Consider the following 22,604-nt stretch of genomic DNA (forward strand, 5'->3'; position numbering starts at 1 on the left):
CGGTCATGGCTTTCAACCATAAGCACCTGATCGATATCACGGAGTACTCCGATACCGATCTTATGACGATCCTCGAGACCGCCAAGGCGTTCTCGCAGGTGAACGAGCGTGCCATCAAGAAAGTTCCCACGCTCAAGGGCAAGACGATCGTCAACATGTTCAACGAGCCGTCCACCCGTACCCGCTCCTCGTTCGAGCTCGCCGAGAAGCGCCTGTCCGCCGATACGCTCAACTTCGGCGGTTCGTCGACTTCCACGGTCAAGGGCGAGAGCCTCATCGACACGGTCATGACGCTCAACTCCTATAAGATCGACATGATCGTCGTGCGCGACAAGCATGCCGGCGCTCCCTACATCATCACCCAGTCCTCGCCCGTGTCGGTCATCGACGCCGGCGACGGCAAGCACGGCCATCCCACCCAGGCCCTGCTGGACCTGTACTCCATCTGGGAGCGTAAGGGTAGCTTCGACGGCCTGAAGGTCGGCATCGTGGGCGACATCGCCCACTCGCGCGTGTGCGGCTCGCTCATCCCCGCGCTCAAGATTATGGGCGCCGAGGTCACCATCGTCGCCCCCGGCACGCTCATCCCCGCGGCGCCCGAGGTGCTCGGTGCCGATCACGTGAGCTACTGCCTCGACGACGTCCTGCCCGAGCTCGATGTCGTCTACATGCTGCGCATCCAGCGCGAGCGTCTGGAGGGCGCTCCCTTCCCGAGCCTGCGCGAGTACCACCAGCTGTTCGGCCTGACCAAGAAGCGTGAGCGCCTCATGAAGCCGGACGCGATCATCTGCCACCCCGGTCCCATCAACCGTGGCGTGGAGTTCGATTCCTACATGGCCGACCACCCCGAGCGCTCGGTCATCCTCGACCAGGTCTACGCCGGCATCTGCGTGCGCATGGCCGCCCTGTATCTGCTGCTTGGAGGTGCCGATAATGGCCTTGCTTCTTAAGAACGCCCACGTCGTCGATCCGTCCGTCGAGCTTGACGGCATTCTCGACGTCCTTGTCGACGGCGACCGAATCGCCGAGGTCGGCGAGGGCCTCAGCTGCGACGGTGCCGAGGTCATCGACCTTACCGGCAAGTACCTCGTTCCCGGTCTCGTCGATATGCACGTGCATCTTCGTGAGCCCGGCTACGAGCACAAAGAGGACATCGAGAGCGGCACCCGCGCCGCGGCTCACGGCGGTTTCACCGGCGTGTGCTCGATGCCCAACACCGACCCGGTGACGGACAACGGCGTGACGATCGAGTACGTCAAGTCGGTCGCCGCCGCCAAGGGTCACTGCCGCGTGTATCCGTCCGGCGCTATGACCAAGGGTCTCAAGGGCGAGATCATTTCCGAGATGGGCGACATGGTCGCCCATGGGTGCGTCGCCTTCACCGATGACGGCCGCGGCGTCCAGGGTGCCGGCATGCTCCGCCGCGCCATGGATTACGGCAAGATGTTCGGCAAGGTCTTCATGAGCCACTGCCAGGACGAGGATCTGGTCGGCGACGGTCAGGTCAACGAGGGCGTCGCCTCCACGCGCCTGGGTCTTCTGGGCTGGCCCGCCGAGGGCGAGGAGATCCAGATCGCCCGCGATATCGCCATCGCCAAGCTGACGGGCGCTAAGCTGCATATCCAGCACATCTCCACCGCTCACGGCATCGAGCTCGTGCGCGCCGCCAAGGCCGAGGGCCTGCCGGTCACCTGCGAGGCGACGCCGCATCACATGTTCCTCACGGAGGACGCCATCACGGGGACCTACGACACCAGCCTCAAGGTCAACCCGCCGCTGCGCACCGCCGATGATGCCGCCGCCGTCATCGCCGCGGTGGTCGACGGTACGGTCGACGCCATCGTGACCGACCACGCGCCGCACGCGGACTGGGAGAAGTCCCGCGAGTTCGAGCTTGCGCCCTTCGGCATGATCGGTCTCGAGACCTCGCTCGCGCTCGTGATCACCAATCTCGTGAAGACCGGCAAGATCGACTACGCGCGCCTGGTCGAGCTGATGTCCATCGCCCCGCGCCGTATCCTCGGCGTGGACCAGGTGAGCATCGCCGCCGGCTCGCTTGCCGACATCACCGTGTTCGACGCGGATGCGACGTGGACCGTGTGCGAGGACGACTTCGAGTCCGCCGCCAAGAACTCCGGCTTCAAGGGAGCCGAGCTCACCGGTCGCGCCACCGACGTGTTCGTCGGCGGTGTGGCGACGATGCGTGACGGCGTCGTCTGCTAGCGTTTCGAGCGCTTGCACGCCATATACGTGAGATAATCCAAAGCGGGCACGGCTGGGAATCCGGCGGTGCCCGCTTGGGCGTCATAAGGGAGGCGTGTCGCCGCATCGTGCCGCCGACGCGGCACAGCGCATCGACGCGACGCCTCCGTCGCACTATCGAGAGGAGACGCGTATGCCCCAGCCATCTTCAGCGCGGCTGCACGAGTTCAGGATCGTCTCGAACGACAAGATCGCCGACGGCATCTTCTCGCTCGTCATCGAGGCGCCTGCGCTCGCTGCTGCCATCAAGCCCGGTCAGTTCATGAATTTCGAGGTTCCCGGAAATGCGCAGTCGCTTCTGCGCATCCCGTTGTCCTATGCCCGCGCGGATGCCGAGGCCGGTACGGTCGAGGTGTGGTACGCGGTGGTGGGAGAGGGAACCGAGCGCCTTTCGCGCATGCGTCCCGGTGACACCTCCACGGTGCTCGGCCCCGGTGGCCACGGGTGGTCCGTTCCCGCCGATTGCTCTCGAGTCCTGCTCGTGGGCGGCGGCATCGGCGTGCCCCCGCTCGTGCCGCTGGCTGAGCAGCTTGCACACGACGGCATCGCCTTCGACGTCTGCATCGGTGCCAAGACGGCGTCCACCTGCGCGGGCGTATCGAGCTTCGAGGCGCTCGGCGCCGCTTCCGTCGCCGTGGCGACCGATGACGGCACGCAGGGCCACCACGGCTTTGTGACCGACCTCGCCGCCGATGCGCTGGGCCAGACGTCCTACGACTACGTCGCGACCTGCGGCCCGGGCGTCATGATGCAGAAAGTCGCCCAGGCGGCTGGGGAGGCCGAGGTCTATTGCGAGGCTTCTCTCGAGCGCATGATGAGCTGTGGCTTCGGTGCGTGCAGCACCTGCAATGTCGAGACGACCGAGGGCATGAAGGGCGCCTGCATGTGCGGCCCGGTGTTCGATGCGAGCAAGGTGGTGGTCTGGTGAGCCAGGTGAGCATGGCCGTCGACTTCGGCGGCATCAAGATGAAGAATCCTATCAACACGGCTGCGGGCACCTTCGGACAGGGCTGGCAGTTCGAGCCGTTCATCGACGTGAGCGAGCTCGGCGCGATCACCACGAAGGGCTGCGCTGCCGAGCCGTGGCCCGGCAACCCCGCGCCGCGCATGTGCGAGATCCCCGGCGGCATGATGAACTCCGTCGGCCTCCAGAACCCCGGCGTCCCGGCGTTCGCCGAGGAGTCGGGTCCGTACCTCGCCGAGCTGACCGAGAAGGGCACGCAGGTCATCTGCCAGGTGGCGGGCCATTCCACCGAGGAGTACGTCCGCGCCCTCGAGCTGTTCTGCGAGCTGTGCCCGTGGGCCGCTGGCTTCGAGATCAACGTGAGCTGCCCCAACATCGCTGCCGGCGGCGCGGCCTGCGGCTCGACGCCTGACGGCGCCGCCGAGGTCATGCGGGCCTGCCGCAAGGTCACGAATAAGCCCCTCATCGTCAAGATGGCCCCGGTGCGCGTCGCCGAGATCGCCCGCGCCCTCGAGGCCGAGGGCGCCGACGGCCTGTCGGTCATCAACTCCATCTCCGGTATGGCGATCGACGTTCATACGCGCCGCTCCCGTCTGTCCAAGCCCACGGGCGGCATGTCGGGCCCGCTGTGCCACCACATCGCCGTGCGCATGGTCTGGGAGGTCGCCAACGCCGTGAAGATCCCCGTCAACGGTGTGGGCGGCGTGATGACGGGCGAGGACGCCGCCGAGTTCATTCTCGCCGGCGCGACGTGCGTGTCGGTGGGCATGGCCAATTTCGTCGACCCCACCGCATCCGTGCGCATCCTGCATGAGCTCGAGGACTGGGCGGCGTCTCAGGGCGTATCCGATATCAACGAGCTGAGGGGAGCCGTCATATGCTAGAGGCCGATGCCCGCGAGCGCGTGATCGTCGCGCTCGATTGCGACCGAGCCCGCGCGCTCGAGCTTGCTGATGCGCTTTCAGGCCATGCGGCGTGGCTGAAAGTCGGCATGACGCTGTTTTATGCCGAGGGCCCCACGATCGTGCGCGAGCTGCGTGAGCGCGGTTTCAAGGTCTTCTTGGACCTGAAGCTCCACGATATTCCCCATCAGGTTCACGGTGCCGCCCGTGCCGCCGCCCTGACGGGTGCCGATCTCATCACCATCCATGGTCTGGGAGCCGGTGCCATGATGGCGGCGGCGCGCGAAGGCGTCGAGGAGGCGGCTGAGGGCGGCGAGCGCGCTCGCGTGATCGCCGTCACCGTGTTGACGAGCATGGACCAGCAGGCGCTTTCCGACATCGGCGTCGAGCTGCCCGTTGCCGACGAGGCCGACCGTCTTGCGCGCCTTGCGCGTGAAAACGGTATCGACGGTGTTGTCTGCTCGCCGCACGAGGCGGCCCGCATGCGTGAACTTTTAGGTGAGGATGCCCTCGTGGTGACCCCCGGCGTCCGTCCTGCCGGCGCGGCGCTGGGCGACCAGAGCCGCGTGGCCACGCCGGCCGAGGCGCTGGCTCACGGCGCGAGCCATATCGTCGTCGGTAGGCCTATTACCGGCGCAGATGACCCGGTCGCAGCGTGTGATGCCATCGTCGCCGAGCTCGTGCGCGACGCGTAGCGAGGTGGTTTTTCGCGCTCCGTAGGGCGTCCGTATCGCGGACGTTCTATGGAGCGGATGACCGTTTGTCCGGTCTTCCTGCGGTTTTGCTTGAACTTTCCAGGGACATCGACTAAGGTATTCAGGCGCGCAAAAGCGCTTCTCGCATATTCTGCGAGGTCAAAGGTTCAGTTTGTATGTAAACCAACGTATTTGGAGGTACTCATGGCGCTTCCTCAGCTCACCGATGAGCAGCGCAAGGCCGCTCTCGAGAAGGCCGCTGCCGCCCGTCACGCCCGTGCCGAGCTTCGCGAGAAGATCAAGAAGGGCGAGGTCTCTCTTGAGTCCGTTCTCAACTCTGACGACCCGATCGCTTCCCGCATGAAGGTTTCCACCCTCATCGAGTCGCTCCCGGGTTATGGCAAGGCCAAGGCTGCCAAGATCATGGACGAGCTGGGCATTTCCGCCACGCGTCGCGTCCAGGGCCTCGGCGTCCGTCAGCGTGAGCAGCTCCTCGAGCAGCTTTCCCGTTAAGTGAGCGGTATCGTACCAAAGCTCTTTGTGATTTCCGGACCGTCAGGCGCGGGAAAGGGGACGCTCGTCGCACGTGTGCGCGAGCGTCATCCTCATCTCGGCCTGACGGTTTCCGCTACCACGAGGGAGCCGCGTGAGGGCGAGATCGACGGTACGAGCTATTACTTCCTGTCCGACGAGGAGTTCTCCCGTCGTGTGGCGGAAGGTGAGTTCGTCGAGTGGGCGCATGTGCACGGCCACTCCTATGGCACGCTTGTGAGCGAAGTCACCTCCAAGCTCGATGCCGGATCGTCTCTCATCTTGGAGATCGATGTGCAGGGTGCGTTCCAGGTAAAGGAGCGCTTTCCCGATGCGGTCCTGATCTTCATCAAACCGCCCTCGCTTTCCGTTCTGCAGCAGCGACTCGTCGGTCGCGGGACCGAGACGGCTGAGTCCGTCGCCACGCGCATGGCCAACGCCGAGCGCGAGATGGTTCTCGCCGACCGCTATGACGAGGTCATCGTGAACGATGACCTCGATTCGGCCACCGATGAGCTGCTGCGCGTCATCCAGAAGCACGAAAGGAACTGAGGTCACGTGTCCGTTATCAAACCCCGAATCGACGACCTGCTGGAGAAGACCGATAACAACCGTTTCCTCCTCGCTTCTTTGGCTTCCAAGCGCGCGTGCGACATCAACAGCATGCTGCGCGGCCAGCACAGCCGCGTTCTGGCTGTTCAGGATGTCGATGACATCACCATCGCGCTGTCCGGAGCCGACACCATCTCCATGGCGATGAACGAGATCCTCGACGGCGACATCTCCTACGATCACGATCGCTACGAGGCGGCGCTGCAGCACCGCGTCGCGGAGGCGTGATCGCTCAGATGGGTAGCCGTGTCTGCCTGGTCCATTACCACGAGATCGGGCTCAAAGGCAAAAACAGGGCTCATTTCGAGCGCATCCTCATGGATAACCTCAAGGCGGCGTTAGCCGCCTTTTCCGTGGCGACCATCGTGCGCATCTCGGGTCACATCCTGGTGACGTTCTCAGTTGCCGGCCAGGCCGAGGAGGCCTATCGCCTCATCGCGCGCGTTCCGGGCGTCGCACGCGTCTCGCTCGCGTTCCACACGAATCGCGATCCGCACGAGTACTGCGCCGCCGCCGTGCAGGCCTTGGCTGAGGTGGGGGAGTTCACCTCGTTCAAGGTCGCCGCGCGTCGTTCCAATACGGATTACGAGCTCACCTCCCTCGACCTCAATCGACAGGTCGGCGAGGTGCTGTGCGAAGCGTATCCGGACAAGAAGGTGCAGATGCACGATCCGGATGCGACCGTGCATGTCCTCGTGGTCCAGGGAAGCGCGTACGTCTACGCCCGCGGAGAGCGCGGCGTGGGCGGCCTTCCGCAGGGGAGTGCCGGCAAGGTCATGACGCTTCTGTCCTCGGGCATCGATTCCCCGGTGGCGACATGGATGCTGGCGCGTCGCGGCGCCGTGCCGGTACCGGTGCACTTCTCCGGACGTCCTCAGACATCTGACACGAGCGAGTACCTGGTCCAGGACATCGTGCGCGCGCTGTCGCCGGCGGTTCAGGTCGGCAGGGTCTATGTCGTTCCCTTTGGCGACTGCCAGCGCGAGATCTCGCTTGCGTGCCCCAGCTCGCTTCGCGTCATCATGTACCGACGCATCATGTACGCCGTCACCGAGCGGCTCGGTGCGATCGAGGGCGCCAAGGCGATCGTGACCGGTGAGTCGCTCGGACAGGTCGCATCCCAGACGCTCGAGAACATCATGGCGGTGAACGAGGTCGTGAGCCTGCCTGTCTTTAGGCCCCTGATCGGCTCCGATAAGCAGGAGATCATCGCCCGTGCCAAGCAGATCGGGACCTATGACATCTCGACGCAGGATGCTCCCGACTGCTGCACGCTGTTTATGCCGCGCCGTCCCGAGACGCACGCCAAGCTCGACGCCGTGCACGAGGCGTGGGATATGTTCGATCATGACGCCATGATCGACGAGCTGGTCGCTCAGGCCGAGTACATCGATTTCGACTGCCCCTGCTACCGGGCGCCGCGCGTTATCGCGGAGCGTCACGACGTCTTGGCTCCGCGCGCCTAGATACTTGGGGCCTGGTCGCCTTCGGGCGCACATATCGCACTCCAAGGGGAACTGTGAGCCCCGTCGCTTCCGTCCATCCTGCATGGTTTCGGTCGCGGCGGGGCTCCTTGTTGCGTTCTGGCGATTTCCGGTATCGCTGAGCAGGTGGTATTCCAGCTGTCGGGACCCTGTCGGACGGCGCGCCAGCAATTTGGAAACCCCGATTGCCCTCCCATCGCGCATGCGATGATGGATGCGGGAGGTGATGGGCGATGGCGCAGGTGCACGAGGGGGATACATCGGCCTGGCAGCGCCTCGTCGGGGTGCTTCATCGTCACGACATGCGAAGAAAGGTGCTTATCGCCGCGGCGGCGGCGATCGCGCTGTGCGCCGTATGCGCAGCGGGCATCGTGGATGCTCGTGGATCTGAGCGACTTGTCATCGAGCGCACGGATCCGCAGGTCGAGACGGCATCGCACGGGGAGGCCGGGGCGGGCGGGAGCTCTGCGGAGGTGGCCGGCGATCAGGCGTCATCCGTGGTGGTTGACGTTTCGGGTGCGGTGAGGAATCCGACGGTGGCCACGCTTCCTAAAGGATCGCGCGTATACGAGGCGATCGAGGCGGCGGGAGGCCTTGCCGACGATGCCGACCTTTCGGCGCTCAATCGTGCCGCCGTTCTCGAGGACGGCGAGAAGGTGTATGTGCCGACTGCGTCGCAGGAGCCTGAGGGAGGGTCGGGCGAGCCGTCGAGCTCGCAGGAGCCAGCGCTTGTCAATATCAACCTCGCGGACGTCGATGAACTCGACGCCCTGCCCGGAATCGGCCCGGCGACGGCACAGGCGATCGTGGATGACCGCGCGGCAAACGGTCGCTTTGCAAGTGCGGAGGACCTGATGCGCGTCTCGGGAATCGGCGAGAAGAAGTTTGAGAAGCTTGCGACGCTCATCTGCGCGTGATGCGTCCGATGCATTGCCGCCGCGGCCCTATCTGACTCCGTCGTTGGCGGCAGCGCTTGCGTCGTGGGTGTCGTCCGGGGCTTTAACCGAGTTTGGCTGGGCGGGGTTTTCTCACAGCGGCTCGGCAGAGCACCCTGTGTGCTGGATGGTCGCGGTTGCAGGCGTTGCCCTGGGACTGTTCTCACGCACGCGCCGCGACGCGCGCTTTCGCCGCCTGCTCGCATGGGTCGCCCTCGCGCTCGTCCTGTCCGGAGTCTCGAGCTTCGTGTGGGCTCGCGGTATGGATGCGGCCGCTTCGCAGCTTGTGGGAACGGCAAGCGCCTATCGGTTTGAGATTACCTCCGATGCGAGCGTGAACTCCCAGGGTGCGTCGATGTCGGCTGCCGTAAGGGGCGAGGGGAGGCGGGTGCTCGGCTGCGTACGCCTGACGCTGCCCGAAGTCTATGACCGCGGTGATGTCCTCGCCGTGGTCGGTCGCATCGAGCGGCTCGAGGCGGGGGAGTGGGAGCGCTCACGGTTCATGAAAGGCGAGGTCGCCGCAGTGACGGGCCGGGCCGTCCGTCGTGTCGAATGCGGTGGCGGACCTTTGCTGGCAATGCGAAGGGCGCTACTCGATGCGATTGATCCGGCTTCTCGTGAGAGCCGTGCCCTGGTTGCGGGTGTCGTATGCGGAACGACGACGGAGCTTGGACGAACGGATACCCAAGAGGCGTTCTCACGCACCGGCCTGTCGCATCTCGTGGCCGTATCAGGTGGCCACCTCGTGCTGGTCATCGCGCTGGTGCGCACCCTGCTGCAGCGCATGGTGAGATCGCAGGCGGCGCGATCGTTGGCCCTGGGCGCGATATGCGTTGCCTACGCGGTGTTCACGGGAGGCGCGCCGTCGGCCATACGGTCCGCCATCATGGTGTGCCTCGGGCTTGCAGCCACGACGGCGACGCGGCGGGCGCACGGGATATCGAGTCTCTCGTTGACGGTGATCGCGCTGCTTGCTGCCGACCCGGGCCTTGCACACGACCTCGGATTCCAGCTATCCGCGGCGAGCGTTCTGTTCCTCGCCGTCTTTGGTCGCTACCTCGCGGTGCTGCTCGAGCGCCTGCATCTGCCAAGGTCGATCGCCGGGGCGCTCGCGGCGACCCTCGCTGCTCAGTGGGCGACGCTGCCTTTGACGATGCCGGTCTTCGGCTCGGTGCCCCTCGTCTCGCCCCTGGCAAACCTGGTTGTCGGTCCGCTCATGAGCGGGGTGCTGGCTACGGGGCTGGTCTGCACGCCGCTCGCAGCGCTTGCCCCTGCGTTCGAGCCGCTGATGGCGTTGCCCGTGGCGCTTGCGGACCTTTCGATGTTCCTGGCGAGCATCCTTGCGGGCCTTCCGCTTGCCTGCGTATCCGTCGAGCCGGGAATCATCGGGTTGGCGTTGCCCTATGCCCTGGCGGTTGCGATCTACGCTCTATGGCCGGACGTATCCGGTCGCGTCCTTGTCCCCTCGATTTTTTGCCTTATGCTGTGCGGCATCGCTCATCTTGTGTTCTGGCTGCATTGCGCGCCGCCAAGCGTGACGGTGCTGGACGTGGGGCAAGGCGATGCGATTCTGGTCAGGGACCGGGGATGCGCGATTCTCGTCGACACCGGTGTCGACGATGCCGTCGTAGGGGCGCTGGCGAGAAACAATGTCTTCCGACTCGATGCGGTCGTCGTCACGCATTGGGATAAGGATCACTGGGGAGGGCTTCCAAGCGTCCTTCAGGCAGTCGATATCGACGCGGTCTACGTGGGCCCGGGGGCATCCGAGCGGGTACCTGCGGAGCTTGCGGGCACGATCGCGGATGCGTGCGTTGAGCTCGACTGCCAAGACATCCTTCGCGTCGGGGCCTTTGCGTGTCAGGTGGTATGGCCCCGCGATGCGGAGAAGGAAGATGAGAACGCCGGATCGCTTGTGCTCGACGTGCGCTACGAGTCGGAGGAGTCGAGCCTCTCGGTTCTGCTTACCGGCGACGCCGAGGCGGACCAAGCCCATGAGTTCGCCGCCGATGTGGGCGATATCGATGTTCTCAAGCTCGGGCACCACGGGTCGGCTGAGTCGGTCGATACGGAGGTCCTGTCCGCGCTCGAACCGGAGCTCGCCGTCGCGAGCGCGGGCAGGGATAACCCGTATGGCCACCCGGCTGACGCCTGCGTTGACGCCGTCTTGCAGCAGGGCGCGGCGTTTGCGTGCACGGCCGATTGCGGCGATATCCGAATCGAGCCCGCGCGGGGCGGATGTGTCGTCACGGTGGAGCGGGCGGGGTAGAATAGGGAGGTCCGATCGTCGAGGAGGTTTCGCCCGTGCCCGAGTCCAAGCTGCTGCCCGCTTATCTCATCGTGGGCGCTGACGAATACAAGCGCTCGCGCGCCGTCGAGCGCATGAAGGCGCGTCTTGCGGCCAGCGGCATGGCCGACTTCAACCTCGACGAGCGCGATATGACCAAAGACCAGGCGATCGATGATATCGTGGCGTCGCTCAACACCTTCCCGATGGGTGCGGAGTTCCGGCTTGTCATACTCGATGGCTGCGATAGGCTCTCCAAGGCCGTGAGCGAGCCGATCGTCGCGTATCTTGCCAACCCCGCGCCGACGACCGTCTGCCTGATCGTGGCCAACACGCTTGCCAAGAACACGCGCCTGTACAAGGCGGTCGCCAAGATCGACGCCCATGCGGTGGTCGATTGCGCGGCCAAGAAGGCATGGGAGATGCCCAAGCAGGTCGTCTCGATGGCGCGCGCCCACGGCAAGACGATGGGGCTGCCCGCCGCGGAGGAGCTTGTCAGCCGCGCGGGCGAGTCGTCCCGCATGCTCGACAACGAGCTCATCAGGTTGGCGCAGATGGTCGAGGGGCCCGAGATCACCCGCGAGGACGTCGAGCGCCTCGTCATGCGCACCGCCGAGGTCAAACCGTGGGATTTGCTCAACGCGGTCGCCGCGCGCGATCTGGAGCGCTCGCTCGAGCTGCTCGCACTTCAGCCCGACCGCAGCGAGGTAAGGATCTTCTCATTGCTGGTGGGACGCGTCCGCGAACTGATCGTCGCTCGCGCGCTTGACGCGCGAGGCGCGGGCCGCGAGCTTGCCGCGACGCTCGGCTGTCAGCCCTGGCAGGTCAAGAACCACCTGACGTGGGCTCGCCGATGGAAGACATCCGAGCTGATCGATGCCCTGCGTGAAGCGGTTGACGTGGAGCTTGCCCTCAAGGGGTCGCGCGATTCCGCGCTTGCGCTTCGCCTGTGGATCGTCCGCATGTGCACGGGCGGCCCCCGGGCGTCGCGTTGAGTGAGCGCGAAGGTGCTTTCGCTTCGCGAGCCCACGCCCGCCTCAAGGTGGACCGGCAACAAAAAAGCCCCGCAGGTGCGGGGCTTTCGTTTCACTTTTGAGCAGGCGAGACGCTAGTTCAGGGTGTTGACGAGCTTCTGGACGCCGGACTTGCGGTTGGCGGCCTGGTTCTTGTGGATGACACCCTTGGCGACGGCCTTGTCGAGCGCGCGGTAGGCGCGGGTCGCGGCGGCGGAGGCAGCGGCCTTGTCGCCCTCCTCGACGGCAGCGCGAACGTGCTTGATCAGGGTCTTGAGCTCGGAGCGAATCGCCTTGTTGCGGACGCGCGCGATCTCATTGGTGCGGATACGCTTCTTCTGAGACTTGATGTTTGCCACTGGTAAAAATCCTTTCGAATGCTTGAAATAAGCCTTACTATCCGGCCTCTGAGACACGGTGAGGTCACAACTCGGTGAGTATAGCACGCACATCGGGGCAAGAGAAGCGCAAATGCTGTGGAATAGGCGTGTTGCTCACGAGATGTGCACGAGTGCGACCTCGCGCGGGGCGCGTCGCATCGGGTATGATAGGCCGCATGGATACGACGAATACCTCACACATCAGAAACTTCTCCATCATCGCGCATATCGACCACGGCAAGTCGACGATCTCCGACCGCATCTTGGAGCTCACGCACACCGTCGAGGAGCGCGACATGGAGTCCCAGCTTCTCGACTCGATGGACATCGAGCGAGAGCGCGGCATTACGATCAAGAGCAACGCGGTCAGGGTCGCCTACACCGCCGACGATGGGGAGACCTACCAGTTCAACCTCATCGATACGCCCGGGCATGTCGACTTCACCTATGAGGTCTCGCGTTCGCTCGCTGCCTGCGAGGGCGCCGTGCTCGTCGTCGACTCGACCCAGGGCGTCGAGGCGCAGACGGTCTCCAACGCGAACCTCGCCATGAACGCGAACCTCGACATCGTGCCCGCCATCAACAAGATCGACCTTCCTTCCGCCCATCCCGAGGAGGTCAAGGTCGAGATCGAAGACGAGCTCGCCATTCCCGCCGACGACGCGGTGTGCGTGTCCGGCAAGACGGGCGAGGGCATCCATGACCTGCTCGAGGCGATCGTGTTCCTCGTCTCGCCTCCCACAGGGGACGCCGCCGCCCCGCTCAAGGCGCTCATCCTTGACTCCTACTTCGACGAGTACCGCGGCGTCGTCGCGACGGTGCGCGTCTTCGACGGCAGCATCCGCAAGGGCGATACGCTCACCATGATGCAGACCGGCGAGAGCTTCCTTGTGGACGGCGTGGGCATCAAGCGCCCTGCCGAGCTGCTCGTGGACGAGCTCGCGGTGGGCGAGGTCGGCTTCGTGGTCACGGGTCTCAAGGATCCCGGCGCCGTCCACGTGGGCGACACGCTGACGTATCGCGACCGTCCCTGCCCGGAGCCGCTGCCCGGCTACCGTGAGGCCAAGCCGATGGTCTACACCGGCCTGTTCCCGATCGACAACAAGGACTACGAGAACCTGCGCGACGCCCTTGAGAAGCTGCGCGTGAACGATCCCTCGCTCACCTGGAGCCCCGAGACGAGCGTGGCGCTCGGCTTCGGCTTCCGCGTCGGCTTTTTGGGCCTGCTGCACATGGAGGTCGTCAAGGAGCGCCTCGAGCGCGAGTTCGACCTTGACCTGATCGCCACGAGCCCGAGCGTCGACTACCACGTGTATAAGACCGACGGCACGATGATCGACGTCCGCAGCCCTCAGGATCTGCCCGACGTCACGCGCATCGACCACATCGAGGAGCCCTATCTGGCGGCCAAGGTCATCGTACCGCCCGAGTACACCGGCGCTGTCATGCAGCTGTCCATCGAGCACCGCGCGATCATGACCGACATGATCCACCTGTCATCCAAATCGGTCGAGATGCATTTCGATATGCCGCTGGCAGAGCTCATCCTGGACTTCTTCGACCAGCTCAAGAGCCGCACGAAGGGCTACGCATCGCTTGACTACGAGTTTGCCGACTACCGCGCAAGCGACCTTGTCAAGCTCGATATCCTGCTTTCCGGCGACGACGTCGACGCCCTGTCGTTCATCGTCCACAAGGACAAGGCCTATCCGCTCGCGCGCGGCCTGTGCGACAAGCTCAAGGAGATCATCCCGCGCCAGCAGTTCGAGGTGCCTATCCAGGGCGCGATCGGCAACAAGATCATCGCGCGCTCCACGGTGAAGGCCGTGCGCAAGGACGTGCTTGCCAAGTGCTACGGCGGCGACATCTCGCGCAAGCGCAAGCTGCTCGAAAAGCAGAAAGAGGGCAAGAAGCGCATGAAGGCCGTGGGTTCGGTAGAGGTTCCCCAAGAGGCGTTTCTGGCCATCCTCAAGGTGGACGAATAGGTTCTCGTACGCATCATGCCGCCCTGCTTGCCGTGGCGGCATGATGCGCTCCAGAAAGGACGGCAGTGGGTATTCCCAACGGATCCGAGGTATTGCGTGCGGCCTATGCGCGCCAGCCTTTCCTGCTTGCGCCCATGGCGGGCGTGACCGATGCGGCCTATCGCATCATGTGCCGCCGCCGGGGAGCACAGCTTGCATATTCCGAGATGGTCAGCGTCGCCGGGCTTGCCTATGCGAGCGATAAGACCTGGCGTCTGGTTCTTCCCGCCGACGAGGAGGAGCAGATCTGCATTCAGCTGTTCGGGTCCAAGCCCGAACAGTTCGCCGCGGCGGTCGAGGCCGTCCAGGAGCGGGTGGGGGACAAGCTCTCTCTGATCGACATCAACATGGCGTGCCCCGCGCGCAAGGTCATCACCAAGGGGGAGGGCTCCGCGCTCATGGAGGATCCCGTGCGCGCCGAGCGTATCGTCGCCGCTGCGGTGGAGCGTGCGCACGTCCCGGTGACGGTGAAGATGCGCACGGCGTTCCGCGAGGGCGGAACGCGCGCCCCGGAGCTTGCACGGCGCCTCGCGGACGCCGGCGCCGCGGCCATCGCGGTGCACGGCCGCACCGCTCGGCAGCTGTATACCGGACGCGCCGATTGGTCGGTTATCGACGAGGTCGCGCGTGCGGTCGAGGTTCCCGTCATCGGCTCGGGCGATGTCTTTTGCGCCGAGGATGCCGTGCGCATGCTGCAGGATACGGCGGCGAGCGCGGTGTTCGTGGCGCGAGGAACCTACGGTAATCCGTGGGTGTTCGACGATGCGCGCGCTCTGGCGCAAGAGGGGACGGCCGTCCCGCAGCGCCTGTGGCCCGAGCGTCTTGACGCCCTGCGCGAGCACCTGATCCTCGTCCATCGCCATCTGCCCTTCATGGCGCGGGCGCGCACGTTTGCCACGTGGTACCTCAAGGGCATGCCGCATGCCGCCGCTTGGCGCGGCCGTGTGGTGCGCTGCACCTCATTCGAGGAGTTCATGGAGCTCACGGACGCCATCGAGGCCGATATGCGGGCGTGCGACGAGGCACTCGCGCTCGACAGGCCGCTGCCCGACATCGCGGTCGGGTCGTGAGGGCATGCCGGTTCAAGCTCTCTACGTGCATGTGCCCTTTTGCCATGCGAAGTGTCTCTACTGCGACTTCGATTCGCGGCCGTGTCGCGATGCGTCGGCGTATGACGCCTATGCCGAGAACACGGTGGCCCGTATCAGGCGGCTCGCCGATGCCGGTATCCTCGGCGCCTGCGCGACGGCCTATATCGGCGGCGGAACGCCCACCGTGCTCGGGGACCGGTTGGTGCGTATCGTCTCGGCGATTCGCGATGCGGCGCCGCATCTCGTCGAGTTGACCTGCGAGGCGAATCCGGAGTCGCTGACGGGGGATATGGCGCGTGCGCTGCGGCAGGCGGGCGCCACGCGCCTCTCGGTGGGGGTGCAGAGCTTCGTCGACGAGGAGCTGCGGGCGCTCGGCCGTCTGCACGACGCACGGCGGGCGCTCGATGCGTTGTCCTGCGGTATCGGTGCCGGTCTGGCCGTGTCGGTCGACCTGATGTGCGGCACGCCGGGCCAGACGCACGAGAGCTGGCGCCGTTCGCTTCGATGCGCTATCGAGAGCGGGGCGGGCCATGTCTCGGTATACCCCTTGACCATCGAGGAGGGCACGCCGTTTTGGGCGCGCGTCGAGCGCGGCGAGCTTGCCGAGCCCGACGGGGATCTTCAGGCCGAACTCATGGAGGAAGCGCGGACGACGCTGCGCGCTGCCGGACTTGAGCCCTATGAGGTCGCGAGCTACGCGCGCGCCGGCTGTGCGTGCCGGCACAATATCGCCTACTGGACCGGCGTTTCCTACCTGGGGATCGGGCGCTCGGCGGCGAGCATGCTCGACCGCGCCACCTACGACGAGCTTGCCGGGCCGCTGCGCCTCCCCGCGGCGGCAGATACCGCGCGACGCGTGCGGTTCGTGCAGGTGCACGATGCGTTCATCGGATCGGACGGATGCGCCGACATCTATAGGGAAGAGCTTGACGCCCGCGAGGCGATAGCCGAGGACCTCATGCTCGGCATGCGCATGACCCGTGGCATCGGCAAGGACCTGCTGGCGCGCGCATGCCGCGTCATCGGCGAGCATGCGGTGCGCACCGCGGTGGACGAAGCGGTCAGCCGCCGGCTTGCCCGCTGGGATGTGGATACGGGCAGGCTCGTGCCCACGCACGACGGATGGCTGCTGGGAAACGAGCTGTACGGCCTGTTTTGGGACCTCGCGCGATAGGGCCCTTACGTCCCGTGTCTTGACATATGCGCCCGTTGAGGCATGCTGTTGCCGTACCGTCGAGATGGGAGCGATCATGCCCGGTAAACGAGAAGACGTCATCAGCTGGGACGAGTTCTTCATGCGCGCCGCCGTCGCCGCGAGCCTGCGCAGCAAGGATCCCAATACGCAGGTCGGCGCCTGCATCGCCGATACCAACCACCGCATCCTCTCCGTCGGCTACAACGGGACGCCCGCGGGTCTTGACGACGACGAGTTCCCTTGGGAAGCGACCGGCGATCCGCTGACCGACAAGCACAACTACGTCATCCACGCCGAGGCCAACGCGATCCTCAACTACCGCGGATCGCTCAAGGACATGGCGGGGGCGACCGTCTACGTCACGCTGTTCCCGTGCCACGAGTGCGCGAAGACCCTCGTGCAGGCCGGTATCGGTGAGGTCGTGTACCTCGACGACAAGTACGAGGGAACCGAGGACAACCTCATCTCGAAGACCATCCTCGATCGCTGCGGCGTCACCTACCGCCAGATCGAGCTGGTTTCCTAAGCGCCGCCGCGTGCGACCGCGACCCTGATGCACGGTGTTCGCCTGCAGGGTTTGACGTGCAGGTATCGTGGGGTGCGAATAAATCCGTTCTCGTCCGGTACAATGATACGGCTATGCATACGCTTGCAGGAGGTAGCATCGCCGTATGGCAACGATGAACGAAAAGGATTACTACGCCATCCTGGGCGTCTCGAAGGACGCGAGCGCCCGAGACATCCAGAAGGCGTTTCAGCAGAAGGCGCGCAAGCTCCACCCCGATGTCAACAAGGAACCCGACGCCGAGGAGCGCTTCAAGGAGGTCTCCGAGGCTTACGCCGTCCTGTCTGATGAGCAGAAGCGCGCACGCTACGACGCCATGCGCTCGGGCAATCCCTTTGCAGGCGCACCGAGCGCAAATCCCTATGCGGGGGGCTATTCGGGCGGATACCAGGGATATACGGGCTCGCCGTTCGGCGTTCCCTTCGGCGGCGCGCAAAGGCGCGGGTCGGCATTCAACCCCGAGGCGGGAGCCGATGTCGTCGTCGACGTCGATCTCAGCGCCGTGCAGGCGAAAAACGGCGCGCGGCGCGCCGTGAAGTATCGTCGCTATGAGCCCTGCGATCGCTGCGCGGGGTCCGGTTCGGTTTCAAGCGGGTCGTCCCATACCTGCCCGTCCTGCGGGGGTACCGGTTCGGTTGAGGTCGACCTTTCCTTTCTGTTCGGCGCCGGCATGTTCCAGACCGTCTGCCCCGAGTGCGGCGGAAGCGGGCGCGTCATCTCCGATCCGTGTCCCGAGTGCGGCGGCAGCGGACGCACGCCGGTGGTCACCGAGGCCGTCATCGAGTTCCCGCCGGACACGCACGACGGCGACATGATCCGCGTGAAGGCGATGGGCCATGCGGGCACCAATGGAGCGGAAGGGGGAGACCTCGTCGGCCGTGCCCGCGTCGCCTCCGAGCGGCTCGAGGGTCCGGCCCGCACGGGTTTTTATCTCATCGGTTTCGCCTTGCCGTTCCTCATCCTGTTCGCGGTGTCGGGCATCGTGTCGCTTGTCACCTTTATCTGCCTGGCCATGGTGGTCTCGGGTATCGTGTCCATCGTGCGCGCCGGCGTGCGCGACCGCTCGCGGCTCTGGTGGAAACGCGGGCTCGAGCAGATCGTCAGCGGATGCGCAAACGGCCTGCTCCTCGCGTTTATCTCGGTGAGCTTCGCCTCGTGCTCGCGCGGCATGATGATGGGCGCGATGCCCCTCTAGCGGGCAGGACGGTGTGGCCGACGGGGAATGTCTCCGCCGGAAGTTGGGTATATCTGTGGGGCGAGGCCTGCTGCCTCGCGCGATTCACATAACGGGGAAGGAAGTTCGTCGTGGCGGACAAGAGGGATTACTACGAGGTGCTGGGCGTCGACCGCGATGCCGACCAGCGGACGATCAAGCGCGCGTTTTTGAAGAAGGCGCGCGAGGTCCATCCGGACGTGTCGGACGACCCCGATGCCGAGGAGAAATTCAAGGAGGTCAACGAGGCCTACTCCGTTTTGTCCGACGAGCAGAAGCGCGCGAACTACGATCGGTTCGGCTCGGCCGACGGCCCCGGCATGGGCTCGGGCTACGTCGATTTTTCCGACATCTTCGGCGGTATGGGTATGGACGACATCTTCTCGTCCTTCTTCGGCGGCGGCGCCTCGTCGAGCCGCGGTCGGGCTCAGCGCCGCAACGGCCGTGACATGGCCATCACGTTGACCGTGACGCTCGAGGAGGCGGCGAGCGGCTGCACGAAGACGATCAGCTACGACCGCCTTGCCACCTGTGAGGACTGCCACGGCAGCGGCTCTTCCGACGGCGGCGGCGACAAGCCGTGCCCGCGCTGCCACGGCACCGGTTTTGTCACCACGGTCCAGCGCTCGATCTTCGGCCAGGTCCAGTCGAGCTCTCCATGCCCCGATTGCCAGGGCGAGGGCACGGTCGTCGACCATCCCTGCGAGATGTGTTCGGGACAGGGCCGCACGCCCACGCACGAGAAGATCGATATCGAGGTGCCCGCCGGCATCGCCGACGGACGCCAGCTGCGCGTGCGCGGCTACGGCGAGGCGGGCTTCCGTGGCGCTCCTTCCGGCGACCTGATCGTCAACGTTCACATTGCCGCCCACCAGCGGTTCAAGCGCTCCGGTGACGACCTGTACGTCGACGTTCCCGTTCCGATGGCCGGCGCCGCGCTCGGCTGCACCGTCGAGGTCGAAGGTATTTTGCAAGACGAGCGCATCCAGGTCGAGATCCCTGCGGGAACCCAGCATGGTGACACCGTGACGGTCGACGGGCGCGGCATGCCCCGTTCCGGTGGCGGCGGCGCCCGCGGCCGCCTTATCGTCCGTGCACTCATCGAGGTTCCGCGTCGGATGAGCCCTGCGGCGCGCGAGGCGCTCGAGCGCTTCGCTCGCGAGATGGGACAGGACGTGAATGCGCGCAAGACCGTAGGCGATCGCATCCGCGATGCCATCGACGACATTTTGGAGTAAGGGGCCTGTGGACAAGCCAACTGCCTGCGTGGTCAACTTGGGCTGCCGCGTCAATCGCGTCGAGAGCGACCGCATCGCATCCGACCTTGCGGGATGTGGATTTCACCTGGTCGAAGAGGACCGCGCCGAGCTGATCGTCATCAACACCTGCGCGGTTACCGGAGAGGCCGAGGCAAAGACGCGCAAGGCGGTGCGCCATGCTCTCTCTCGCGTCTGCGAGCCACAGGTGATCGTGACCGGTTGCGCGGTCAATCTGCATGCCGAGCAGCTGACGGCGCTCTCCGAGCGCGTCGTCGCCGAACCCCTGAAGACGCGCGTCGCGGCGTGCGCGCAGCGGCTCTTCTCGAGCGCTCTTGCTGATGACGATGCTGATGATGCGTGCCCGTGGCGCGCGGCGGGTCCCTCTCGCTCGCGCATGGGCATCAAGATCCAAGATGGGTGCAACAACCGGTGCTCCTATTGCATCGTGTGGAAGGCGCGCGGGCCCGAGCGGTCCGAGGGGGTCGACGAGGTGTTGGCCCAGGTGCGCGCGGCGCACGACGCCGGTATCGCCGAGGTCGTCTTGACCGGCGTGAATCTCGGCGCGTACCGGGGGCTTGACGGCTTAGGGCACTCCGTCGACATCGCCGGTCTCCTCGATGCGATCCTCGAGCGCACCGATATCGCGCACGTTCGCCTATCCTCCATCGAGCCCATGGATGTCAGCGACGGCCTGCTCGGCCGCATGGCCGCGTCACCCGAGCGCGTCGCTCCCTTTTTGCATCTGCCGGTTCAGTCGGGGTGCACCTCCACGCTGCAGCGCATGAACCGCCCCTATACGGCTTCCGAGTTCGAGCGGCTCGCCGACCGCATCCGCTCCATCGTTCCCGCCGCCTCGCTTTCCGGTGACCTGATCGTCGGCTTCCCGGGCGAAGACGATGAAGAGTTCGAGAGCACCCGTTCGTTCGTTGAGCGCGTCGGGTTCTCCCGTCTGCATGTCTTTCGCTATAGCGCGCGGCCCGGAACGCCCGCTGCGACCATGCCCGATCAGGTTGAGCCGGAGGTCATGGCTCAGCGCAGCTCGTGCATCCGTGCGCTTGTCGAGCGTACCGCGCGCGAGGATGCCGCGGCGCGCATCGGAACGGTCGAGCGCGCGGTCATCGAGTATCCCGGGCGCGCGACGCTCGGCTCGTTCCATCGCATCGTCATCGACGATGCTCCCGACGGCGCCGTCGGTTCACTGGTCGAGGTTGCTATCATGTACATGGATGAACAGGGAGTCCTACATGGGCGCATGGGCGCCCAGGACGCCTGAGAGCAGGGGAGGAACATGGATTCGGCGAAGGTCAGGCTGACGGTTCCCGACGGCGTCGACCCGTCCCGCGTGACGGGCGCCGGCGATGCCGTGCTGCGGGCGGTCGAGGACAACACGACGGCTTCCGTCGTGGTCCGGGGCAATGCGATCTCGTTGAGCGGAACCCCTGATGAGGTCGAGCTGCTGACCCGTCTGTTCACGCATCTCATCAAACTCGCGTCCGCGGGAGATATGCCGAGCGAGTCCGATGCGCTTCGTGCGCTCGAGTCGCTGCGTCTCGAGCGCTCCGATATCGCGGGGCTGTCCGACGACATCCTGCTGACGTATCGCGGTCATGCCATCCGGCCCAAGACGCTCGGACAGAAGCGCTATATCGATGCCATCCGGTCGAACACCGTCACGTTTTGCACGGGACCCGCCGGCACGGGCAAGACCTATCTTGCCATGGCAATCGCCATCGCGGCGCTCAAGCGCCATGAGGTCGGCCGCATCGTGCTCACCCGACCGGTCGTCGAGGCGGGGGAGAATCTCGGCTTTTTGCCCGGTACCCTGCAGGAGAAGATCGATCCGTACGTTCGCCCACTGCTCGACGCGCTGTTCGACATGACCGACATGGAGCGCGCGACCGCCTTGGTCGAGCAGGGCGTCATCGAGATCGCACCGCTGGCCTACATGCGCGGCCGCACGCTCAACGACGCCATCGTCGTGCTCGACGAGGCGCAGAACACCACGCCCGAGCAGATGAAGATGTTCCTGACGCGTCTGGGTTTCAACTCCAAGCTCATCATCACCGGCGATACGACCCAGCGCGATCTTCCCGGTCGCCGCGGCGGTCTTACCGATATCGAGGAGATCCTCGCGGGTGTTGACGATATCGCGTTCATCAGGCTCCATCGCACCGACGTCGTGCGCCATGCGCTCGTGGGCCGCATCGTCGAGGCCTATGACGCCTATGAGGAGGCGCACGGTTCCGACGCCGGCGCGAAGACCCGGAAAGGAGGCGGCCATGGCCGTGCTCATCAGTAACGATGCCGAGCTCGACACGCTCGTGTCCCCAGATGAGATTGAGGGGGCGGTGGCGTGCACGATGGCTCATGAGGGCATCGCGCGCCCCGTCGAGGTATCGGTCTCGTTTGTCGACGACGAGGAGATGCGTGGGCTCAACCGCGCCTGGCGCGACATCGACGCCCCCACCGACGTGCTCTCCTTTGAATGCGATTCGCCTTTCGACGAGGATATTCCAGAAGATGAACCGGTCGAGCTCGGGGACGTGATCTTGGCTCCCGGCGTCATTGCCACCCAGGCCCCTCAGTTTGACGCCACGCCTGCCGAGGAGTGCCGACTCATGCTCGTCCACGGCCTGCTGCACCTTTTGGGCTACGACCACCTGAATGACGAGGAGGCGGCCGCCATGGAGGAGCGCGAGGCGGAGATTCTGCGCGAGCTGGCGCGCCGTCGCGGAGACGATCCGAGTGCGGTTCGCATCGGACCGACCACGCGCCATCACGACGAGTGAGCGGAGGCTGTCATGATTCCCGGATCGAAGAAAGATCACCCGTCGTTTTTGCGCTCCTTCGGCTATGCCATGGAGGGGTTCGTCACCGCGGTGCGGACCGAGCGCAACATCAAGGTCATGCTCGCCCTCGGCGTGGCGGCCGTCGTCGTCGGCATCGCGCTCCGCATCGATCTGCTCTCCTGGTGCCTGGTCGCGCTGTGCTTCGGCTTGGTGATCTTCGCCGAGCTGGTGAACACCGCCATCGAGGCTATCGTCGACCTTGCGACCCAGGAGCTCCATCCGCTCGCCAAGCGCGCGAAGGATATCGCGGCAGCGAGCGTGTACACCCTGTCCATCACCGCCGCGATCGTCGGGATCATCGTGTTCGCACGTGCCCTCGGCTTCATCGCGTAGACGACCGACA

23 protein-coding genes are annotated in these 22,604 nt (G+C 65.4%); 22 read left to right on the forward strand and 1 reads right to left on the reverse strand.

Features of this window, described 5'->3' with window-relative positions; all coding sequences use genetic code 11:
• Positions 1 to 5 precede the first annotated feature (5 nt).
• The 12 genes from QUW00_RS02455 to holA all read left to right on the forward strand — a co-directional run bounded on the left by QUW00_RS02455 (position 6) and on the right by holA (position 11,667).
• Positions 6 to 950, forward strand: coding sequence for an aspartate carbamoyltransferase catalytic subunit (locus QUW00_RS02455; protein ID WP_289612811.1), 945 nt, complete (start codon positions 6 to 8; stop codon positions 948 to 950).
• Entirely contained in the window at positions 934 to 2,223 is a 1,290-nt protein-coding gene (locus tag QUW00_RS02460; protein WP_289612812.1) for a dihydroorotase, read from the forward strand. The genes QUW00_RS02455 and QUW00_RS02460 overlap by 17 nt, the downstream gene beginning before the upstream one ends.
• A 172-nt stretch (positions 2,224 to 2,395) precedes the next feature.
• Positions 2,396 to 3,190, forward strand: a complete 795-nt coding sequence (locus tag QUW00_RS02465; protein WP_289612813.1) for a dihydroorotate dehydrogenase electron transfer subunit — start codon at positions 2,396 to 2,398, stop codon at positions 3,188 to 3,190.
• An 11-nt stretch (positions 3,191 to 3,201) separates the two neighbouring features.
• On the forward strand, positions 3,202 to 4,110 hold the full coding sequence (locus tag QUW00_RS02470; RefSeq protein ID WP_289612887.1) for a dihydroorotate dehydrogenase: 909 nt from the start codon (positions 3,202 to 3,204) through the stop codon (positions 4,108 to 4,110).
• Entirely contained in the window at positions 4,104 to 4,823 is a 720-nt protein-coding gene (gene pyrF, locus QUW00_RS02475; protein WP_289612814.1) for an orotidine-5'-phosphate decarboxylase, read from the forward strand. Before QUW00_RS02470 ends, pyrF begins: the two co-directional genes overlap by 7 nt.
• Before the next feature lie 204 nt (positions 4,824 to 5,027).
• A complete protein-coding gene (gene mihF / locus QUW00_RS02480; RefSeq protein WP_235421314.1) occupies positions 5,028 to 5,336 on the forward strand; it encodes an integration host factor, actinobacterial type in 309 nt (102 codons plus the stop codon).
• On the forward strand, positions 5,337 to 5,906 hold the full coding sequence (gene gmk, locus QUW00_RS02485; RefSeq protein WP_289612815.1) for a guanylate kinase: 570 nt from the start codon (positions 5,337 to 5,339) through the stop codon (positions 5,904 to 5,906).
• Positions 5,907 to 5,912: 6 nt separating this feature from the next.
• Complete coding sequence (locus tag QUW00_RS02490) at positions 5,913 to 6,194, forward strand: DNA-directed RNA polymerase subunit omega (RefSeq protein WP_289612816.1); 282 nt, start codon at positions 5,913 to 5,915, stop codon at positions 6,192 to 6,194.
• 8 nt (positions 6,195 to 6,202) lie between these two features.
• On the forward strand, positions 6,203 to 7,432 hold the full coding sequence (thiI, locus tag QUW00_RS02495; protein ID WP_289612817.1) for a tRNA uracil 4-sulfurtransferase ThiI: 1,230 nt from the start codon (positions 6,203 to 6,205) through the stop codon (positions 7,430 to 7,432).
• A 251-nt stretch (positions 7,433 to 7,683) separates the two neighbouring features.
• On the forward strand, positions 7,684 to 8,367 hold the full coding sequence (locus tag QUW00_RS02500; RefSeq protein ID WP_289612818.1) for a helix-hairpin-helix domain-containing protein: 684 nt from the start codon (positions 7,684 to 7,686) through the stop codon (positions 8,365 to 8,367).
• A 145-nt stretch (positions 8,368 to 8,512) separates the two neighbouring features.
• Positions 8,513 to 10,654, forward strand: coding sequence for a DNA internalization-related competence protein ComEC/Rec2 (locus QUW00_RS02505; RefSeq protein WP_289612888.1), 2,142 nt, complete (start codon positions 8,513 to 8,515; stop codon positions 10,652 to 10,654).
• 35 nt (positions 10,655 to 10,689) lie between these two features.
• Positions 10,690 to 11,667, forward strand: coding sequence for a DNA polymerase III subunit delta (gene holA, locus QUW00_RS02510; protein ID WP_289612819.1), 978 nt, complete (start codon positions 10,690 to 10,692; stop codon positions 11,665 to 11,667).
• 113 nt (positions 11,668 to 11,780) lie between these two features.
• Here the strand turns inward: holA and rpsT are convergent, their stop codons facing one another.
• Entirely contained in the window at positions 11,781 to 12,044 is a 264-nt protein-coding gene (gene rpsT / locus QUW00_RS02515; protein WP_289612820.1) for a 30S ribosomal protein S20, read from the reverse strand.
• Positions 12,045 to 12,241: 197 nt separating this feature from the next.
• Between rpsT and lepA the strand changes: the two genes are divergently transcribed.
• From lepA to QUW00_RS02565, 10 genes are all read left to right on the forward strand, one after another.
• Positions 12,242 to 14,050, forward strand: a complete 1,809-nt coding sequence (gene lepA / locus QUW00_RS02520; protein ID WP_289612821.1) for a translation elongation factor 4 — start codon at positions 12,242 to 12,244, stop codon at positions 14,048 to 14,050.
• A gap of 65 nt (positions 14,051 to 14,115) precedes the next feature.
• Positions 14,116 to 15,159, forward strand: a complete 1,044-nt coding sequence (gene dusB, locus QUW00_RS02525; protein WP_289612822.1) for a tRNA dihydrouridine synthase DusB — start codon at positions 14,116 to 14,118, stop codon at positions 15,157 to 15,159.
• 4 nt (positions 15,160 to 15,163) lie between these two features.
• Positions 15,164 to 16,354, forward strand: a complete 1,191-nt coding sequence (gene hemW / locus QUW00_RS02530) for a radical SAM family heme chaperone HemW (protein ID WP_289612823.1) — start codon at positions 15,164 to 15,166, stop codon at positions 16,352 to 16,354.
• A 76-nt stretch (positions 16,355 to 16,430) separates the two neighbouring features.
• On the forward strand, positions 16,431 to 16,901 hold the full coding sequence (locus QUW00_RS02535) for a deoxycytidylate deaminase (RefSeq protein WP_289612824.1): 471 nt from the start codon (positions 16,431 to 16,433) through the stop codon (positions 16,899 to 16,901).
• A 145-nt stretch (positions 16,902 to 17,046) separates the two neighbouring features.
• Positions 17,047 to 18,135 (forward strand): DnaJ domain-containing protein, encoded by a 1,089-nt coding sequence (locus tag QUW00_RS02540; protein ID WP_289612825.1) that lies wholly within the window; start codon positions 17,047 to 17,049, stop codon positions 18,133 to 18,135.
• A gap of 110 nt (positions 18,136 to 18,245) precedes the next feature.
• Positions 18,246 to 19,391, forward strand: a complete 1,146-nt coding sequence (gene dnaJ, locus QUW00_RS02545) for a molecular chaperone DnaJ (protein WP_289612826.1) — start codon at positions 18,246 to 18,248, stop codon at positions 19,389 to 19,391.
• A 7-nt stretch (positions 19,392 to 19,398) separates the two neighbouring features.
• A complete protein-coding gene (locus QUW00_RS02550) occupies positions 19,399 to 20,685 on the forward strand; it encodes a MiaB/RimO family radical SAM methylthiotransferase (RefSeq protein ID WP_289612827.1) in 1,287 nt (428 codons plus the stop codon).
• Positions 20,686 to 20,700: 15 nt separating this feature from the next.
• A complete protein-coding gene (locus tag QUW00_RS02555) occupies positions 20,701 to 21,711 on the forward strand; it encodes a PhoH family protein (protein ID WP_289612828.1) in 1,011 nt (336 codons plus the stop codon).
• Positions 21,692 to 22,201: an rRNA maturation RNase YbeY gene (gene ybeY / locus QUW00_RS02560; RefSeq protein ID WP_289612829.1), complete on the forward strand. Its 510-nt coding sequence runs from the start codon at positions 21,692 to 21,694 to the stop codon at positions 22,199 to 22,201. The genes QUW00_RS02555 and ybeY overlap by 20 nt, the downstream gene beginning before the upstream one ends.
• 12 nt (positions 22,202 to 22,213) lie before the next feature.
• Positions 22,214 to 22,594, forward strand: coding sequence for a diacylglycerol kinase family protein (locus tag QUW00_RS02565; protein ID WP_289612830.1), 381 nt, complete (start codon positions 22,214 to 22,216; stop codon positions 22,592 to 22,594).
• Positions 22,595 to 22,604 lie beyond the last annotated feature (10 nt).

The sequence above is a fragment of the Collinsella tanakaei genome (assembly GCF_030373545.1).
Lineage (GTDB): Bacteria > Actinomycetota > Coriobacteriia > Coriobacteriales > Coriobacteriaceae > Collinsella > Collinsella tanakaei_C.

Coding starts and splice junctions, on each gene's coding strand:
- QUW00_RS02455 (WP_289612811.1), top strand. CDS start 6: ATGGCTTTCAACCATAAGCACCTGATCGATATCACGGAGTACTCCGAT.
- QUW00_RS02540 (WP_289612825.1), top strand. CDS start 17,047: ATGGCAACGATGAACGAAAAGGATTACTACGCCATCCTGGGCGTCTCG.
- QUW00_RS02535 (WP_289612824.1), top strand. CDS start 16,431: ATGCCCGGTAAACGAGAAGACGTCATCAGCTGGGACGAGTTCTTCATG.
- QUW00_RS02555 (WP_289612828.1), top strand. CDS start 20,701: ATGGATTCGGCGAAGGTCAGGCTGACGGTTCCCGACGGCGTCGACCCG.
- QUW00_RS02505 (WP_289612888.1), top strand. CDS start 8,513: ATGGTCGCGGTTGCAGGCGTTGCCCTGGGACTGTTCTCACGCACGCGC.
- QUW00_RS02460 (WP_289612812.1), top strand. CDS start 934: ATGGCCTTGCTTCTTAAGAACGCCCACGTCGTCGATCCGTCCGTCGAG.
- thiI (WP_289612817.1), top strand. CDS start 6,203: ATGGGTAGCCGTGTCTGCCTGGTCCATTACCACGAGATCGGGCTCAAA.
- QUW00_RS02565 (WP_289612830.1), top strand. CDS start 22,214: ATGATTCCCGGATCGAAGAAAGATCACCCGTCGTTTTTGCGCTCCTTC.
- pyrF (WP_289612814.1), top strand. CDS start 4,104: ATGCTAGAGGCCGATGCCCGCGAGCGCGTGATCGTCGCGCTCGATTGC.
- QUW00_RS02500 (WP_289612818.1), top strand. CDS start 7,684: ATGGCGCAGGTGCACGAGGGGGATACATCGGCCTGGCAGCGCCTCGTC.
- lepA (WP_289612821.1), top strand. CDS start 12,242: ATGGATACGACGAATACCTCACACATCAGAAACTTCTCCATCATCGCG.
- ybeY (WP_289612829.1), top strand. CDS start 21,692: ATGGCCGTGCTCATCAGTAACGATGCCGAGCTCGACACGCTCGTGTCC.
- mihF (WP_235421314.1), top strand. CDS start 5,028: ATGGCGCTTCCTCAGCTCACCGATGAGCAGCGCAAGGCCGCTCTCGAG.
- hemW (WP_289612823.1), top strand. CDS start 15,164: ATGCCGGTTCAAGCTCTCTACGTGCATGTGCCCTTTTGCCATGCGAAG.
- QUW00_RS02470 (WP_289612887.1), top strand. CDS start 3,202: ATGGCCGTCGACTTCGGCGGCATCAAGATGAAGAATCCTATCAACACG.
- QUW00_RS02465 (WP_289612813.1), top strand. CDS start 2,396: ATGCCCCAGCCATCTTCAGCGCGGCTGCACGAGTTCAGGATCGTCTCG.